The sequence below is a fragment of the Ramlibacter sp. PS3R-8 genome (assembly GCF_037572435.1).
Taxonomy (GTDB): Bacteria; Pseudomonadota; Gammaproteobacteria; order Burkholderiales; family Burkholderiaceae_C; genus Ramlibacter.
The window spans coordinates 194025-209125 of sequence record NZ_JBBHGT010000003.1 but is presented as its reverse complement, the minus strand read 5'-3'; the positions used below and the strand labels follow the sequence as shown (position 1 = coordinate 209125).

General features: G+C 67.7%; 14 protein-coding genes and 1 pseudogene. All 15 read right to left on the bottom strand.

Annotated elements, in window-relative coordinates:
- Nucleotides 1–4: 4 nt before the first annotated feature.
- Entirely contained in the window at nucleotides 5–886 is an 882-nt protein-coding gene (locus tag WG902_RS12375; protein ID WP_340060390.1) for a DMT family transporter, read from the bottom strand.
- Nucleotides 887–899: 13 nt separating this feature from the next.
- Complete coding sequence (locus WG902_RS12370) at nucleotides 900–1322, bottom strand: BLUF domain-containing protein (RefSeq protein ID WP_340060389.1); 423 nt, start codon at nucleotides 1320–1322, stop codon at nucleotides 900–902.
- Nucleotide 1323: 1 nt separating this feature from the next.
- A complete protein-coding gene (folE, locus tag WG902_RS12365; protein WP_445263684.1) occupies nucleotides 1324–2055 on the bottom strand; it encodes a GTP cyclohydrolase I in 732 nt (243 codons plus the stop codon).
- Between the two features lie 171 nt (nucleotides 2056–2226).
- Entirely contained in the window at nucleotides 2227–3951 is a 1725-nt protein-coding gene (locus tag WG902_RS12360) for an ATP-dependent DNA ligase (RefSeq protein ID WP_340060388.1), read from the bottom strand.
- Nucleotides 3948–4973 carry a ligase-associated DNA damage response exonuclease gene (locus WG902_RS12355; RefSeq protein WP_340060387.1) on the bottom strand — a complete coding sequence of 342 codons (1026 nt, stop codon included), beginning with the start codon at nucleotides 4971–4973 and terminating at the stop codon, nucleotides 3948–3950. Before WG902_RS12355 ends, WG902_RS12360 begins: the two co-directional genes overlap by 4 nt.
- On the bottom strand, nucleotides 4970–6190 hold the full coding sequence (gene clsB, locus WG902_RS12350; RefSeq protein ID WP_340060386.1) for a cardiolipin synthase ClsB: 1221 nt from the start codon (nucleotides 6188–6190) through the stop codon (nucleotides 4970–4972). Before clsB ends, WG902_RS12355 begins: the two co-directional genes overlap by 4 nt.
- 7 nt (nucleotides 6191–6197) lie before the next feature.
- The gene (locus tag WG902_RS12345) at nucleotides 6198–6926 is read right to left on the bottom strand and encodes an endonuclease/exonuclease/phosphatase family protein (protein WP_340060385.1); all 729 of its coding nucleotides are present in this window, start codon (nucleotides 6924–6926) and stop codon (nucleotides 6198–6200) included.
- On the bottom strand, nucleotides 6927–7376 hold the full coding sequence (nudB, locus tag WG902_RS12340) for a dihydroneopterin triphosphate diphosphatase (RefSeq protein ID WP_340060384.1): 450 nt from the start codon (nucleotides 7374–7376) through the stop codon (nucleotides 6927–6929).
- A gap of 248 nt (nucleotides 7377–7624) precedes the next feature.
- Nucleotides 7625–9424 carry an aspartate--tRNA ligase gene (gene aspS / locus WG902_RS12335; protein ID WP_340060383.1) on the bottom strand — a complete coding sequence of 600 codons (1800 nt, stop codon included), beginning with the start codon at nucleotides 9422–9424 and terminating at the stop codon, nucleotides 7625–7627.
- 30 nt (nucleotides 9425–9454) lie between these two features.
- Nucleotides 9455–10090, bottom strand: a complete 636-nt coding sequence (locus tag WG902_RS12330) for a DUF502 domain-containing protein (protein WP_340060382.1) — start codon at nucleotides 10088–10090, stop codon at nucleotides 9455–9457.
- A 4-nt stretch (nucleotides 10091–10094) separates the two neighbouring features.
- Nucleotides 10095–10460: an FmdB family zinc ribbon protein gene (locus WG902_RS12325; protein ID WP_340060381.1), complete on the bottom strand. Its 366-nt coding sequence runs from the start codon at nucleotides 10458–10460 to the stop codon at nucleotides 10095–10097.
- A gap of 270 nt (nucleotides 10461–10730) precedes the next feature.
- The gene (locus WG902_RS12320; protein WP_340060380.1) at nucleotides 10731–12191 is read right to left on the bottom strand and encodes a sodium:solute symporter family protein; all 1461 of its coding nucleotides are present in this window, start codon (nucleotides 12189–12191) and stop codon (nucleotides 10731–10733) included.
- A gap of 56 nt (nucleotides 12192–12247) precedes the next feature.
- Entirely contained in the window at nucleotides 12248–13822 is a 1575-nt protein-coding gene (gene ubiB, locus WG902_RS12315; protein WP_340060379.1) for a ubiquinone biosynthesis regulatory protein kinase UbiB, read from the bottom strand.
- Nucleotides 13819–14394 (bottom strand): ubiquinone biosynthesis accessory factor UbiJ, encoded by a 576-nt coding sequence (locus WG902_RS12310; protein WP_445263683.1) that lies wholly within the window; start codon nucleotides 14392–14394, stop codon nucleotides 13819–13821. Before WG902_RS12310 ends, ubiB begins: the two co-directional genes overlap by 4 nt.
- A gap of 26 nt (nucleotides 14395–14420) precedes the next feature.
- Nucleotides 14421–15050 (bottom strand): annotated as a pseudogene (locus WG902_RS12305) (Tim44 domain-containing protein); the annotation flags it as partial.
- Nucleotides 15051–15101 lie beyond the last annotated feature (51 nt).

Below are 15101 nucleotides of genomic sequence, written 5' to 3'. Positions count from 1 at the left end.
CGTGTCAGCCCACTGCGAGGGCCATCACGCCCGCGGCGATGCAGGCCGCGCCCACCAGCCGCAGCCAGCGATCGCCCTCGCCCAGCAGCTGCCCGCCGATCAACGCGGCGAACAGCATCGACACTTCGCGCGCGGGCGCGACGTGCGACAGCGGCGCGGACTGCATCGCATAGAGCACCAGCACGTAGGAGACCGGGCTCACGATGGCGACGAACAGCGCGTACTTCCATTGCACCCGCCAATGGCTGCGGGCCGTCGGCAGATCGCGCGCCACCGAGGGCGCCAGCACGAAGATTCGCAGCACCGCGCCCATGTAGTCGACCAGGATGGGCGAGATCAGCACGATCTTCACCGCGTAGCCATCGACCACGGTGTACGCGGCGATGAAGGCCCCGGTGAGCAAGCCGTACACCATGCCCTTGCGCAGGCGGCGGCGCGCTTCCGGTTCATGGCTGCGGTGCCACAGCGCCGGCCCGCCCGCCACCAGGAAGACTCCGCCCACGACACCGGCGATGCCGAACGCACCGAGCGCGGAGATCTGTTCGCCCAGCAGCAGGACTGCCGCCATCGACGACAACAACGGACCTGACCCGCGCGCGAGCGGATAGACGACGGTCAGGTCGGCCTTGCGGTAGCCGCGCAGCAGGAAGAGGTAATAGCCGCAATGCAGCAGGGCGCTGGCCGCCACCAATGTCCACTCGGTGGCGCCCCAGCCCGGGACGTGGCGCCATGCCAGCCACAGCCCGAGCGGACCCCAGGCCACGATGACGATCGCGGTCGTGAAAAAGGCGAAACGGATGTCGCCGCCCGCCTTCTTGGCCGCGATGTTCCAGCAGGCGTGGATCAGGCCGGCGAGCAGCACCAGGGCCAGCGCGCCGGCAGGCATGCGGCGGCGGGCTTCAGCTGCGGCCGCAGATGGCGGCGGTGGCCGCCAGGTCTTCCAGCAGCGACAGCGAAACCTTGCCGGGGATCGCGTAGGGGTCGAGCTCGGCCTTCTCGGAGTACTTCAACAGCACCGAGTGGTTCAGCTTGGTGATGTTGACCTGGCCCATGCTCCAGCCGCCGAAGCGCCGCTCGAGGATCTCCTCGAAGTACAGCAGCGCGACGTCCTTGTGCCGCGGGTCCTTCTGGATGCTGCCGAACAGGTCGCTCACCTGCATGCGGCCGCCTTCGATGCACTGCAGGAAGATGCCGCCGCCGTAGCACAGGATGCCGGTGATGCCGGAGACCGGGTTGTGCTGGCGCGATTGCGACAGGATCGATTCGATCGCCTCGGGGGAGGTGTCCACCGAACGGCTGCAATAAAGGAGGCGGACCAACATCTCAATCCTTCTGGGGGAGCAGCGCGAGGAACTCGCGGCGCAGGTCGGAGTTCTTCAGGAACGCGCCGCGCATCACCGAGTTGATCATCTTGCTGTCCAGGTCCTTCACGCCGCGCCAGGCCATGCAGTAGTGGCGCGCTTCCATCACGATGGCCAGGCCATCGGGCTGGGTCTTTTCCATGATCAGGTCGGCCAGCTGCACGACGGCCTCTTCCTGGATCTGCGGGCGGCCCATGATCCATTCGGCCAGGCGCGCGTACTTGGACAGGCCGATCACGTTGGTGTGCTCGTTGGGCATGACGCCGATCCACAGCTTGCCGATGACGGGGCAGAGGTGGTGGCTGCAGGCGGAGCGCACGGTGATCGGGCCGACGATCATCAGCTCGTTGAGGTGCTCCGCATTCGGGAACTCGGTGATCGTGGGCGGCTTGACGTAGCGGCCGCGGAACACCTCGTTGAGGTACATCTTGGCCACACGCCGGGCGGTGTCGCCGGTGTTGTGGTCGTTGGTGGTGTCGATGACCATGCTGTCCAGCACGGCCTGCATCTTGGTTTCGACTTCGTCGAGCAGCGCTTCCATGTCGCCGGGTTCGATGAAATCGGCGATGTTGTCATTGGAATGAAACCGCTTGCGCGCAGCGAGGACGCGCTCGCGGATCTTCACGGACATCGGCTTTCCCTCGTCGGGAAGGGCAGGCGTCAGCTGGCTGGACGGGTCGGCTTTCATGAGCATTTGGGACTGTAACACTGGGGGGAAAACGGGGTCAGGGAGCGGGGAAAGGACGCAGAAGACGCAGAAGTTACGCAGAAGACGCAAAAGGACATCCAAAACCCTTTTTGGCTTTTTCTGCGAACTTCTGCGTAACTTCTGCGCCTTCTGCGTCCGGCTGTCCGTTTTCCAACCTCAGAGCTTGAGCAACGTCTCCAACTGCTCCAGCGAATCCGCCTCATGAACCGGCTTGTCGTGACGGATGCGCAACATCCGGGGGAAGCGCACCGCGATGCCGCTCTTGTGACGCGGGCTGCGGTTGATGCCTTCGAAGCCCAGCTCGAACACCAGGCTCGGCTTGACGCTGCGCACCGGCCCGAACTTCTCGATGGTGTTCTTGCGGATGATCGCATCGACCTGCCGGAACTCCTCGTCGGTCAGGCCTGAATAGGCCTTGGCGAAAGCCACCAGCTGCAACGCCCCCGGCTGCGCCGGCTCCTTGCGCGCAATGGCGGCCAGCACGGCGTCGGCCTCTTCCTTGCTCTCGGGCGGCCGGCTCCAGACCGCGAAGGTGTAGTCGGTGTAGACCGAAGACCGACGCCCATGCCCCGCCTGCGCATAGACCAGCACGCAGTCCACCGTCATCGGCTCGATCTTCCACTTCCACCACAAGCCTTCCGCCTTGGTACGCCCGGTGCCATACGCCGCGTCCTGCCGCTTGAGCATGAAGCCCTCGACGCCGCGGTCGCGCGACTGCGCGCGGCGCTGTGCGAATTCGCGCCACGACGTCGCCGTCTCGACCGGCGAAATGCGAAAACGCGTGCCCGCCAGCAGCGCCTCCAGCCGCGCGCGGCGTTCGCGCTGCGACAGGCCGCGCACGTCCTCGCCGCCCTGCTCCAGCAGGTCGTACGCCATGAAGCTCACCGGCGCCTCGGCCAGGATCTTCTTCGTCAGGTTCTTGCGGCCGATGCGCTGCTGCAGCAACGCGAAAGGCGCGGGCCGGCCGGCGATCTCGCCGGTCCCGGGATCGGGCGTGTCCTTCCACACCAGGATCTCGCCGTCGATGACGGTGCCATCCGGCAGCTCCTGCGCCAGCGCCACGATCTCGGGAAAGCGCTCGGTCACCAGCTCCTCGCCGCGCGACCAGACCCACACCTTGCCGTGCCGCCGGACCACCTGGCCGCGGATGCCGTCGTACTTCCATTCCACCAGCCAGTCCGTGACGGGTCCGAGGCGGGGCGTGAACAGCTCCGGGGGCAAGTCGAGCTGGTGCGCCAGGAAGAAGGGATAGGGCTGCCCTTCGTCGCGCTGTTCCGGCACGCCCTCTTCCGCTTTCGCGATCAGCGCCTCGTAGCGCTCCGGCGACGGCAGCGCCTTGCCATCGGTGTAACCCATCATCCGCTGCGCGACGCGCTTGGCGTCGATGCCCGCGTGCGTGGCCAGGGCCCGCTGCACCAGCAGCTTGCTCACGCCGACGCGAAAACCGCCGCCCACCAGCTTGATCAGCAGGAAGCGGCCCAGCGTGTCCAGCTCCTGCCAGTAGCCGGCCACGCGTTGCGCGACCACGTCTTCCGGCAGGCCGCGCAAGGGCAGCAGGCGCTCTTCCACCCACGCAGCCAGCCCCACGTCGGACGGTTCGTCACCGCGCGGCAGCACCAGTGCGATGGTCTCGGCCATGTCCCCGACCTGCTGGTAGCACTCGTCGAACAGCCAGTCCTCGATCTGCGCCATGTGGCAGGCCAGCGCGACGAGGGATGCGGTCTTCACCACCTGGCGCGGCTTGCCGCCGGCGAGAAAGTACACGGCCCACGCGGCGTCGCGCGGCGGCGCTTCGTCGAAGTAGCGGGTGAGCGCCTCCACCTTCTCGTTGGTGGAAGTCGTCGCGTCGAGCTCGCTGAACAAGCGGGCGAAGCGCTTCACGCCGCGCCCTCCTGCCCGGCCTGCAGGTCCGCCTCCACCGCGTCATCGCCGTACTCGGTTTCGAAAGACGCCGCCTGCAGTCCGCGGTCGCACAGGTAGCGCACCATGGAGTCGGAGCTGCCGTGCGTGACGATCACGCGCTGCGCGCCGGTGGCGTCGATCGCCTGCAGCAGCCCGGGCCAGTCGGCGTGGTCGGACAGCACGAAGCCGCGGTCGTAGCCGCCGCGGCGGCGGTTGCCCCGCACCTGCATCCAGCCGCTGGCGAACGCGGTTTGCGCATCACCGAAGCGTCGCAGCCAGGGACTGGCGGCCGCGCCGGGCGGGCACACCACAAGGCAGCGGCGCAGGTCTGCCTTGTCCTGCACTTCGGTCACCATCCGCGTCTCGGGCAGTGCCACGCCGGCGGCGCGGTAGGCCTCGTTCAGCGGCCGCACGGCGCCATGCACGATGATCGGACCGATCGATGGATCGACGCCGCTCAGCACCCGCTGGGCCTTGCCGAAGCTGTAGCAGCACAGCACGCTGGCGCGGCCGTGGGCGACGTTGCGCGCCCACCAGTTGTTGATGTCGGCGAACAGTTCCTCGTCCGGGCACCAGCGGTAGATCGGCAGGCCGAAGGTCGACTCGGTGATGAAGACGTCGCAGCGCACCGGCTCGAAGGGGTCGCAGGTGGGGTCCGGCGCCACCTTGTAGTCGCCGCTGGCCACCCAGACCTGGCCGCCGTGTTCCAGCCGCACCTGCGCCGAGCCGAGCACGTGGCCGGCCGGATGCAGCGACAGGGTGACGCCGTGGTGCTGGATGCGCTCGCCATACGGCAAGGTCTGCAGGTCGATCTCGCCCAGCCGCGTGCGCAGCACGCCTTCGGCCGGCGCGGATGCCAGGTAGTGGCCGCTGCCGTAGCGGGCATGGTCGGAGTGCGCGTGCGTGATCACCGCGCGCGCCACCGGCCGCCACGGGTCGATGTAGAAATCGCCGGGCGGGCAGTACAGGCCCTCGGGCCGCTGCACGATCAGGTCACTCAAAGGTATTTCTTCCCCTGGATCGCCAGCGCCAGGCGCACCACCACAAGCGCCAGCCGTTCCTTCGCGCGGGTGGCGCGCGAGCGGCTCTCGTACGCCTTCGCCTCCATGCGGCTGCCGTCGTGCTCCACTGCATGCATCAGGCGATCGCGCAGCCGCCGCGCGAACGCCTTGTCTTCCACGACCAGGTTGGCCTCGCGCGCCAGCAGCAGCGACAGCGGATCCAGGTTGGACGAACCCACGGTCGCCCACTGGCCGTCGACCACGGCGACCTTGGCGTGCAGGAAGCTGGGCTCGTACTCCGTGATCTCCACGCCTGCCCGCAACAGGGCGCCGAACACCGGCCGCGAGGCGTAGTACTGCATGAAGTATTCATAGCGTCCCTGCAGCAGCAGGTGCACCCGCACGCCGCGCCGGGCCGCCATCTCCAGGGCACGCCGCATGCGCCCGCCGGGCACGAAGTAGGCGTTGGCGATGATGATCTCGTCGCGCGCCCGGCCGATGGCGCGCAGGTAGGCGCGCTCGATGTCCGTGCGGTTGCGAAAGTTGTCCCGCAGGAGCAGGGCGGCCCTGGCGCGCGGCAGGCCATGGCTCGACACCTTGGGCGGCGGCATCGCAGCGCGGGTGCCCGACGCCCGCAATGAAACGAGCCCGCCGGCCAGGTGCGCCGACCGCAGGTGCCGCACGGCCTCGATGCGCCGCCACAGCTTCTCCATGGTCTCCTGCATGCCTGTCACCAGCGGCCCGGTGACGCGCACGGCGAAGTCGAAGCGGGGCGCTTGCAGCGCGCCATGGTTGGGATCGTGCAAGTCGTCCAGGATGTTGATGCCGCCGCAGTAGCCCACCGCGCCGTCCACCACGCACAGCTTGCGGTGCAGGCGACGCCACTGGCCCGGCCACAGCAGCCCCAGCGGCCCGGGGGGCGAGTACACATGCCAGTGCACGCCGGCCAGTCTCAGGCGCTGCACCGACGCCGGCGGCAGGTCGTCGGAGCCGACGCCGTCCACCACGACCTGCACCGTGACGCCGCGGCGGGCCGCCCGCTCCAGCGCATAGGCCACCTCGACGCCGCTGCCGTGGAAGTCGAAGATGTACGTTTCCATCCGCACCTCGCGCAGCGCCCCGTCGATCGTGGACACCATGGAGGGGAACAGCTCGCCGCTTCCCTCCAGCAGCTGCAAGTGGTGACCGCCGCGCAGTGGTGGGATGCGGTGCGCCATCGGGACTTCAGATCTTGAACTGCGCGATCAGCGGGAGGTGGTCCGACATGCGCCACCAGATGCGTCCGCGCGGAACCTCCAGGCCGGACGGCTTGAGGCCGCGGGCGTAGACGTAGTCCAGTTGCGTCAGCGGCAGCCGCGACGGATACGTGTTCGCGCGCGCACCCACGAAGTCCTCCAGCCCCAGCTTGTTCATGGCCGGCCGCAGCTTGGCGCCCCAGTCGTTGAAGTCGCCCGCCACCACCACGGGCGCCGTGCGCGGAATCTCGCGCTGGATGTACGAGCCGACCTGCTCGATCTGGCGCAGCCGGCTGGAGGCGATCAGGCCCAGGTGGAGGACGAGGACATGGACGGTGCGGCGACCCACCTGCACCTGCACGTGCAGCAAGCCGCGCTGCTCGAAGCGGTGGTCCGACATGTCCTCGTGGCCTTGCGACACGATCGGCCAGCGCGAGAGCAAGGCGTTGCCGTGCTCGCCGTGCTTGGTCTTCGCATTGGTCTGGTAGACGGGGAAGTAGCCCTCGGGGCACAGGAACTCGGCCTGCGGCAGCTCGGGCCAGCGGGTGAAGTAACGCTCCTCGCGGCGGTGCAGCTTGCGCACCTCCTGCAGGCACACGATGTCCGCATCCAGCTGCTCCACCGCATGGCCGAGGTTGTGGATCTCCAGCCGGCGCACCGGCCCCAGGCCTTGCACGCCCTTGTGGATGTTGTAGGTTGCGATGCGAAGCAGGGGCATTTACTTGAATTTTGGCAGCATCAGGATCGCCTCGGCGTTGGAGGGCGAGAAGCATGCCTCCGCGGCCTGCCGGTAAGGCAACCACTGGTAAGCCGTGTGTTCGCGCGGGTTCAGCGTGACCGGCGCGCCGGCAGGCACCTCCAGGCCGAACACGTGCTCGCGGTTGCGCAGGATGCCCGGTGCGTAGCGGTGCAGGTAGTGCGGGTAGATGTCGTAGACGTTCTCGAGGTTCCAGTCGGCCAGCCGCCCGCTGGCGCAGTCGATGCCGGTTTCCTCCATCACTTCGCGCGCCGCCGTCTCCTCGAACGGCTCGTCCTCGCGGTCCTTCGACCCCGTCACCGATTGCCAGTGTCCGGGGGTGTCGGCCCGGTTGATCAGCAACACGTCCAGTGCGGGCGTGTGGATGACGACGAGGACGGAGAGGGGGATCTTGAAAGGGCGCTGGAGCATTGGCTGCCAGCTTATCGCCATTCCGCGCTGCTGCCCGTAGGCCGGGTTCCGCAGCAGGCGGACCCCGGCGATCGGGGCATGCCGGGGTCGGCGTCGCCGAACCCGGCCTACGGTTCCCGGGTCATCTCGCTTCAAGAATGACCCGTCATTCCCGCGCAGGCGGGAACCCAGGGCTCCCGCATTGAAAAAAGCGGCCGCGGCCGCTTTCTTTGGGAGCCCTGGGTCCCCGCCTCCGCGGGGATGACAAATCAAACCGCCGTCGGATTCCGCAACCGGATATGCAGTTCCCGCAACTGCTTCTCGTCCACCGGCCCCGGCGCCTGGGTCAGCAGGTCCTGCGCGCGCTGGGTCTTGGGGAAGGCGATCACGTCGCGCAGGGACTCCGCGCCCGTCATCAGCATGACGAAGCGGTCCAGGCCGATGGCGATGCCGCCGTGCGGGGGCGCGCCGTACTGCAGGGCGTCCAGCAGGAAGCCGAACTTCAGCTTGGCCTCTTCCTCGTCGATCTTCAGAGCGCGGAACACCTTGCTCTGCACTTCCTCGCGATGGATCCGCACCGAGCCGCCACCGAGCTCGATGCCGTTGAGCACCGCGTCATAGGCCTTGGCCAGGCAGCGGCCCGGATCCGTCTCCAGCCAGTCTTCGTGGCCATCCTTGGGCGAGGTGAACGGGTGGTGCACCGCGTTCCAGCGCTGGCCCTCCTCGTCGAACTCGAACATCGGGAAGTCCACCACCCACAGCGGCTTCCACTGCCCTTCCAGCAGGCCGTTGGCCTTGCCGAACGGGCTGTGCCCCACCTTCACGCGCAGCGCGCCGATGGCGTCGTTCACCACCTTGGCCTTGTCGGCGCCGAAGAAGATGAGGTCGCCGTTCTGCGCACCGGTGCGCTTGAGGATTTCCGCGATCGCCGCATCGTGGATGTTCTTCACGATCGGCGACTGCAGGCCCTCGCGTCCCGCCGCCACGTCGTTGACCTTCACCCACGCCAGCCCCTTGGCGCCGTAGATCTTGACGAACTCGGTGTAGCCGTCGATCTCGCCCCGGCTCATGCCGCTGCCCGCGGGCACGCGCAGCCCGACCACGCGGCCGTCTTCGGCGTTGGCGGGGGCCGAGAACACCTTGAAGTCCACATCCTTCATCACGTCGGTGAGGTCCGTGAATTCCAGCTTCACCCGCAGGTCCGGCTTGTCGGAGCCGTACAGGCGCATGGCCTCGGCGTGCTTCATCACCGGGAAGGGCGGCAGCTCGGTGCCGATCACGTTCTTGAAGGTGGTGCGGATCATCCCCTCGAACATCGTGCGGATCTCCTCCTCGGTCAGGAAGGAGGTCTCGACGTCGATCTGGGTGAATTCGGGCTGGCGGTCGGCGCGCAGGTCTTCGTCACGGAAGCACTTGGTGATCTGGTAGTAACGGTCGAAGCCGGACACCATCAGCAGCTGCTTGAACAATTGTGGCGACTGCGGCAGGGCGAAGAACATGCCGTCGTGCACGCGCGAAGGCACCAGGTAGTCGCGCGCGCCTTCCGGCGTGGACTTGGTGAGCATCGGCGTCTCGATGTCGATGAAGCCGTTGGCGTCGAGGAACTTGCGCACCTCCATCGTCACCTTGTAGCGCAGCATCAGGTTGTTCTGCATGTACGGCCGGCGCAGGTCCAGCACGCGGTGCATCAGGCGCGTGGTCTCCGACAGGTTGTCGTCGTCCAGCTGGAACGGGGGCGTCACGGAAGGGTTCAGCACCACCAGTTCGTGGCACAGCACTTCGACCTTGCCGCTCTTCAGGTTGTCGTTGGTCGTGCCTTCGGGGCGCGCGCGCACCAGTCCCTTGACCTGCACGCAGAACTCGTTGCGCAGGCCTTCGGCCACCTTGAACATCTCGGCGCGGTCGGGGTCGCAGACCACCTGCACGTAGCCTTCGCGGTCACGCAGGTCGACGAAGATCACGCCGCCATGGTCGCGCCGGCGGTTGACCCACCCGCACAGGGAAACGGTCTGGCCCATCAGGGCTTCGGTGACAAGACCGCAATAGGTCGTGCGCATTTGCTGGGACATGGGAAAACCTTCGGGGGAAAACGCGCGCCTTCAGCGCGCGATCGTCTTGGGGGGAGGCACGCCCGTCTTCTGGGGAGAGACGACGCCCATCGAGACGACGTACTTGAGCGCGTCGTCCACGCTCATCCTGAGTTCGATGCAGTCGCGCTTGCGCAGCATCACGAAGTAGCCGCCCGTGGGGTTGGGCGTGGTTGGCACATAGACGCTGACGTAGTCCTCGCCGTGCAGGTGGTTCACGACGTCGCCGCCGGGCGTGCCGGTGACGAAGGCGATGGTCCAGACGTCGGGGCGCGGCCACTGCACCAGCACCGCGGTGCGGAAGGCATTGCCGCTCTCGGAGAAGATGGTGTCGGACACCTGCTTGACGCTGGAGTAGATGGACCGCACCACCGGGATGCGCGAGACGATGCGGTCACCCAGGCCCACCAGCTTCTTGCCGACGAAGTTGCTGGCGACGGCGCCGACGATCAACAGGATGGCCAGCGTGAGCAGCACGCCGAAGCCGGGGATGTGGAAGCCGATCAACCGGTCCGGTTGCCAGGCCTCGGGCAGGATCAGCAGCGTCTGGTCCAGGGTGTCGATGATCCAGCGCAGGACGGCCATCGTGATGGCCACCGGCACGATGACGAGCAGCCCCGCCAGCAACCATTTGCGCAGGGCATGCATGGGGTCAGGCGCCGGAGGATGCGCTCGGCGCGTCGGTCTTCTTGGCCGCGGGTGCGGGCTCGGACTTGGCCGACTCGGTCTTGGCGGATTCGGTCTTGGCGGGCTCAGTCTTCGCAGGTTCACCCTTGGCCGGTTCGGTCTTGCCGCCTTCGGCCTTGTCGGCGGCGGGTGCGCTGCCGGCGTTGTTGCCGCTCTTGAAATCGGTCACGTACCAGCCCGAGCCCTTGAGCTGGAAGCCGGCCGCGGTCAGCTGCTTGGTAAAGCTCTCGGCGCCACAGGCGGGGCATACCGACAGGGGGGTGTCGGAGATTTTCTGCAGGACGTCCTTGGCATGGCCACAGGAGCCGCACTTGTATGCGTAGATGGGCATGGCAGTGTCAGGAGGTCGGGGGGTGCAAGGCCCTCGATGAGGGTGCAAAGCCTTCAATTATAGGCGGGCAGGTACTTCCCACGGATGGCGGGGTCGCTGGCGCGAACCCGCCCTACGGGGTCCGGGGCCTCGGCGCAGGGCGGGTCCGGGGCCCCGGCGTAGGGCGGGTCCGGGGCCCCGGCGTAGGGCGGGTCCGGGGCCTCCGCGTAGGGCGGGTCCGGGGCCCCGGCGTAGGGCGGGTTCGCGAAGCGACCCCGCCATTGCGGAGCCTTACCGCGCCCCGGCGAGGTGGTGTGCAGGCTCGTGGCGGTTGCGCAGCTTCTGCGGCAGCAGCGAGCCGACCACCATGCCGGCCAGAGCCGCCAGCAGCCCGGCCAGCTGGCCGGGGAACAGCTTGCCCCAGGTCTCGGCGTTCACCAGGAACAGGATCCACACCGCGATGCCCGCCGCCACGGAGAAGATGGCGCCCTGCGTGGTGGAACGCTTCCAGTAAAGGCCCATCACCAGCGGGACGAACGCTCCCACCAGCGTCACCTGGTAGGCGGTGGACACCAGCTCGTAGATCGACGTGCCTTTCATCTTGATGGCATAGGCCAGCACCAGGCCGGCAAAGACGACGATGGTGGCGCGCATGGCAAACAGCTGCTGCTTGTCCGTCATGCGCGGGCGCAGGTTCTTCAGGATGTTCTCGACGAAGCTGGTCGATGGCGCCAGCAGCGTGGCCGACGACGTGCTCTTGATGGCCGACAGCAGCGCGCCGAAGAAGATGATCTGCATGACCAGCGGCATCTTGGTCATCACGAACGTGGGCAGCAGCCGCTGGTAGTCGTTCTTGGCCATGTCCAGGGCGCTGTCGCCCATCACCACCACCGCGCTGAGCACGATGAACATGGGAACGAAGGCGAAGAGGATGTACGACACGCCACCGATCACGGCGCCATTGCGGGCCGTCTTCTCGTCGCGCGCCGACATCACGCGCTGGAACACGTCCTGCTGCGGGATGCTTCCCAGCATCATCGTCAGCGCCGCCGCGATGAAGAAGGCGATGTCGGTGAAGCCGGGCGCCGGAAAGAGGTTCCACAGCTCCTTGGTGGAGGCCAGCGCCATCACCTTGTCGGAACCGCCGGCCAGGTCCGCCGCGAACACCGCGATGATCGCCAGCCCCACCACCAGCACGATCATCTGGATGAAGTCGGTCCAGGCCACGGCCAGGAAGCCGCCGATCACCACGTAGACCAGCACGGCCAGCGTGCCGATGATCATCCCGGTGGTCTCGGACATCGCGCCGTTGGTGAGCACCGAAAAGACCAGGCCCAGCGCCGTGATCTGCGCGGCCACCCAACCGAGGTAGCTCAGGATGATCGCGCAGGAGCAGAACACCTCGATGCCGCGGCCGAAGCGCTGGCGGTAGAAGTCGCCGATGGTCAGCAGGTTCAGCCGGTACAGCTTGGCGGCGAAGAAGATGCCCACCAGGATCAGGCAGGTGCCGGCCCCGAACGGGTCTTCGACCACCGCGCCCAGGCCGCCCTGGGCGAAGCGCGCCGGGATGCCCATCACCGTTTCGGCGCCGAACCAGGTGGCAAAGGTGGTGGTCACCACCATCACCAGCGGCAGGCTGCGGCCCGCGATGGCGAAGTCCGTGGTGTTGTGGATCCGCGTGCCGGCCCACACCCCGACGGCCAGGGTGCCGACCAGGTACAGGACGACGAAAGCAACCAGCGTGTAATTCAAGGCCGTTCCCCTGCCCCTCCTGAGGCAGCGGCATTATGCCCAACGGGAGGCGATTCCTAGAAGAAGAAACGCATGCGCAAGTGCACCAGCACCTGCACCGCGATCAGCCCCAACGCAAAACCGATGCCAAGGTAGGCAAAGACCTGCAGCAGCCGGTTGGTGCGCTTCTGTTCGGCGATCAGTTCCTGCAGCTGGCGGTCGTCCCGCTGCTGGCCGCGCTGCAGGTAGGCGTGCAGCAGGCGCGGCAGCTCCGGAAGGATCTTGGCGTAGCGCGGCGCCTGGTCGCGCAGCTCCTGCAACAACTTCTGCGGGCCGATCTGGTCCAGCATCCAGCGCTCCAGGAACGGCTTGGCGGTGTTCCAGAGATCGAGCTCGGGGTCCAGTTGGCGGCCCAGGCCCTCGATGTTCAACAGCGTCTTTTGCAACAGCACCAGTTGGGGCTGGATGTCCACGTTGAACCGGCGCGACATCTGGAACAGGCGCATGAGCACCATGCCCAGCGAGATCTCGCGCAGCGGCCGGTCGAAGTACGGCTCGCACACGGTGCGCACCGCCCCTTCGAGTTCGTCCACCCGCGTGCCGGGCGGGACCCAGCCGGACTCGATGTGCAGTTCGGCCACCCGCTTGTAGTCACGCCGGAAAAAGGCCGTGAAGTTCTGCGCCAGGTAGTCCTTGTCGTGCTCGGTGAGCGTACCGATGATGCCGAAGTCCAGCGAGATGTAGCGGCCGAAGGTGCCGGGCGCCAGGCTCACCTGGATGTTGCCCGGGTGCATGTCGGCATGGAAGAAGCCGTCGCGAAACACCTGCGTGAAGAAGATGGTGACGCCGTCGCGCGCCAGCTGCGGCAGGTCGACGCCGGCCTCGCGCAGGCGCTCCGTCTGGCTGATCGGAACGCCGGTCATGCGCTCCATCACGATGACTTCCGGGTGCACGAAATCCCAGTACATCTCCGGGATCAGCACCATGTGCAGGTTGGCCATGTTGCGGCGCAGTTGCGCGGCGTTGGCCGCCTCGCGCACCAGGTCCAGCTCGTCGTGCAGGTACTTGTCGAACTCGGCGACCACCTCGCGCGGCTTCAGGCGCCGCGCATCGGCCGACGCGCTTTCCACCCAGCCCGCCATCAGCCGCATCAGGTCCAGGTCCTTCTCGATCACCGGCAGCATGCCGGGGCGCAGCACCTTCACCGCCACGTCGCGCAACTGGCCGTCGCGCAAGCGGATGGTGGCGAAGTGCACCTGCGCGATCGACGCGCTGGCGATCGGCTCCAGGTCGAAGCTCTCGAACACCGCGGCCAGCGGCCGCCGGAACGCGCGCTCGATCGTGGCCACCGCCACTTCCGACGGGAACGGCGGCACCTGGTCCTGCAGCATGGCCAGTTCGTCGGCGATGTCCGGCGGCAGCAGGTCGCGCCGGGTCGACAGCACCTGGCCGAACTTGACGAAGATCGGCCCCAGGTGCTCCAGTGCCTGGCGCAGGCGCATCCCGCGCGGGTCGCCCAGGTGGCGCCGACGGCCGAAAGTGATGACGCGCGCCAGCCCGTGCAGCGGCCGGAAGCCGGAGAGCGCCAGCTCGTCCAGCCCGTAGCGCAGGATCACCCAGAGGATGAAGGCAGCGCGAAAGTAACGCGTCATCCGCCGGCCTGCCCGGGTGCGGAAGGCGCCGCGGGCGTGGTCGCGGACGGCGGGGTGCCAGGCCCGCGGGCGACGAACTGCCGCACGCCGTCGGCCATGCGGCGCACCGCCTGCCCGATCGTGTGCGCGGGCGCGTCGCCGATGACGCGCGACATGTCCTCCTCGAGGTCCCAGCGCACGTGGTCGACCAGCCACTGCACCTCGGCGGCGAGCTGCACGTCGCCGGCGATGCGCACGGCGGGCTTTTCACCGCGCAGCGCGGACTGGGCCAGCGTGAACGGCGATTCGTCGGTGAGGGTGAGCTGAAGGTCCGGCAGTTGCGTCACGGGCGCGAGGTCCAGCAAGCCGGCGGGCGTGGCCAGCAGGCGGACGTTGAAATTGCGCCAGTGCGCCTCCACCACCCGGCCGCTCTGCCTCTTCAGGCGGGCCTGCGCTTCCGGTTCCTGCTGCAGCACGTGGTTGAGCATGAGCACCAGGCGACGCTGCATTTCCTCGACCACCCAGCCGGGCGGCGTCAGGGCGTGGCCGAAACGGTCGAAGATCTGGTCGAGAAAAGAGGCGGGCGTGGACATAGCCCGCAATTATGCGGGCGTGCTGCTTATTGCAGCGCCTGGACGCCCGCCACCAGCCAGCCCGCCGATCCATCCTTGGGCTTGACCATGTTCCACACCTCGCGGAACGGGCTGGGGCCGGCGGACGGCTCCTCGCGGATCATCCCGGAGAACTCCACGCTGGCCATGTAGACGGTGCCGAGGTCCTCGATGCCGAGCAGTTGCGCCTCGAGCATCTCCACTTCCGTCCGATCCGCCGCGGCGCCGCTGCCCGGGTTGTCGCGGTCGGTGAGCTGGGCGCTGATCTGCGCGAGCATGTCGTCGGTCATCATGGCGCGCAAGGTGGCCTCGTCGGAGCGATCCCAGGCATCCTGCAGCGTCACGAAGTGGCCCTTGGCGGCGATCAGGAAGCCGTGGGTGTCGAAGCCAGGCGGCACACCCCAGTTCGCACTGAGCGTGTCCTGCACCGGAATCGTCTCGTCCTCCCACGGCCGTGCCGACGCGTCGTTGCCCACCTTCATGGGGTTGTAGTGGCGCGGGGTGGCAGGCCATTCGGCGCTGGAGCCGGCGAAGCCGGTGTAGCCGCTGTGGCCGCCGGCGGCGGTCGCCGGCTGGCGGCGGGAGCGGAACACGGCCACCGCCCCGAGCACCACCAGGCCCACGAGCGCGATCACCAGGATGGCGATCAGTACGGTCCAGGTCTCCATGGGTAGATACTTCCTTGCCCA

Excerpts from the sequence above, each read along its gene's own strand:
- WG902_RS12345 (WP_340060385.1), bottom strand. The coding sequence starts at position 6,926 with ATGCCCCTGCTTCGCATCGCAACCTACAACATCCACAAGGGCGTGCAA.
- WG902_RS12370 (WP_340060389.1), bottom strand. The coding sequence starts at position 1,322 with ATGTTGGTCCGCCTCCTTTATTGCAGCCGTTCGGTGGACACCTCCCCC.
- WG902_RS12325 (WP_340060381.1), bottom strand. The coding sequence starts at position 10,460 with ATGCCCATCTACGCATACAAGTGCGGCTCCTGTGGCCATGCCAAGGAC.
- folE (WP_445263684.1), bottom strand. The coding sequence starts at position 2,055 with ATGCTCATGAAAGCCGACCCGTCCAGCCAGCTGACGCCTGCCCTTCCC.
- WG902_RS12330 (WP_340060382.1), bottom strand. The coding sequence starts at position 10,090 with ATGCATGCCCTGCGCAAATGGTTGCTGGCGGGGCTGCTCGTCATCGTG.
- WG902_RS12375 (WP_340060390.1), bottom strand. The coding sequence starts at position 886 with ATGCCTGCCGGCGCGCTGGCCCTGGTGCTGCTCGCCGGCCTGATCCAC.
- WG902_RS12310 (WP_445263683.1), bottom strand. The coding sequence starts at position 14,394 with ATGTCCACGCCCGCCTCTTTTCTCGACCAGATCTTCGACCGTTTCGGC.
- clsB (WP_340060386.1), bottom strand. The coding sequence starts at position 6,190 with ATGGCGCACCGCATCCCACCACTGCGCGGCGGTCACCACTTGCAGCTG.
- aspS (WP_340060383.1), bottom strand. The coding sequence starts at position 9,424 with ATGTCCCAGCAAATGCGCACGACCTATTGCGGTCTTGTCACCGAAGCC.
- nudB (WP_340060384.1), bottom strand. The coding sequence starts at position 7,376 with ATGCTCCAGCGCCCTTTCAAGATCCCCCTCTCCGTCCTCGTCGTCATC.
- ubiB (WP_340060379.1), bottom strand. The coding sequence starts at position 13,822 with ATGACGCGTTACTTTCGCGCTGCCTTCATCCTCTGGGTGATCCTGCGC.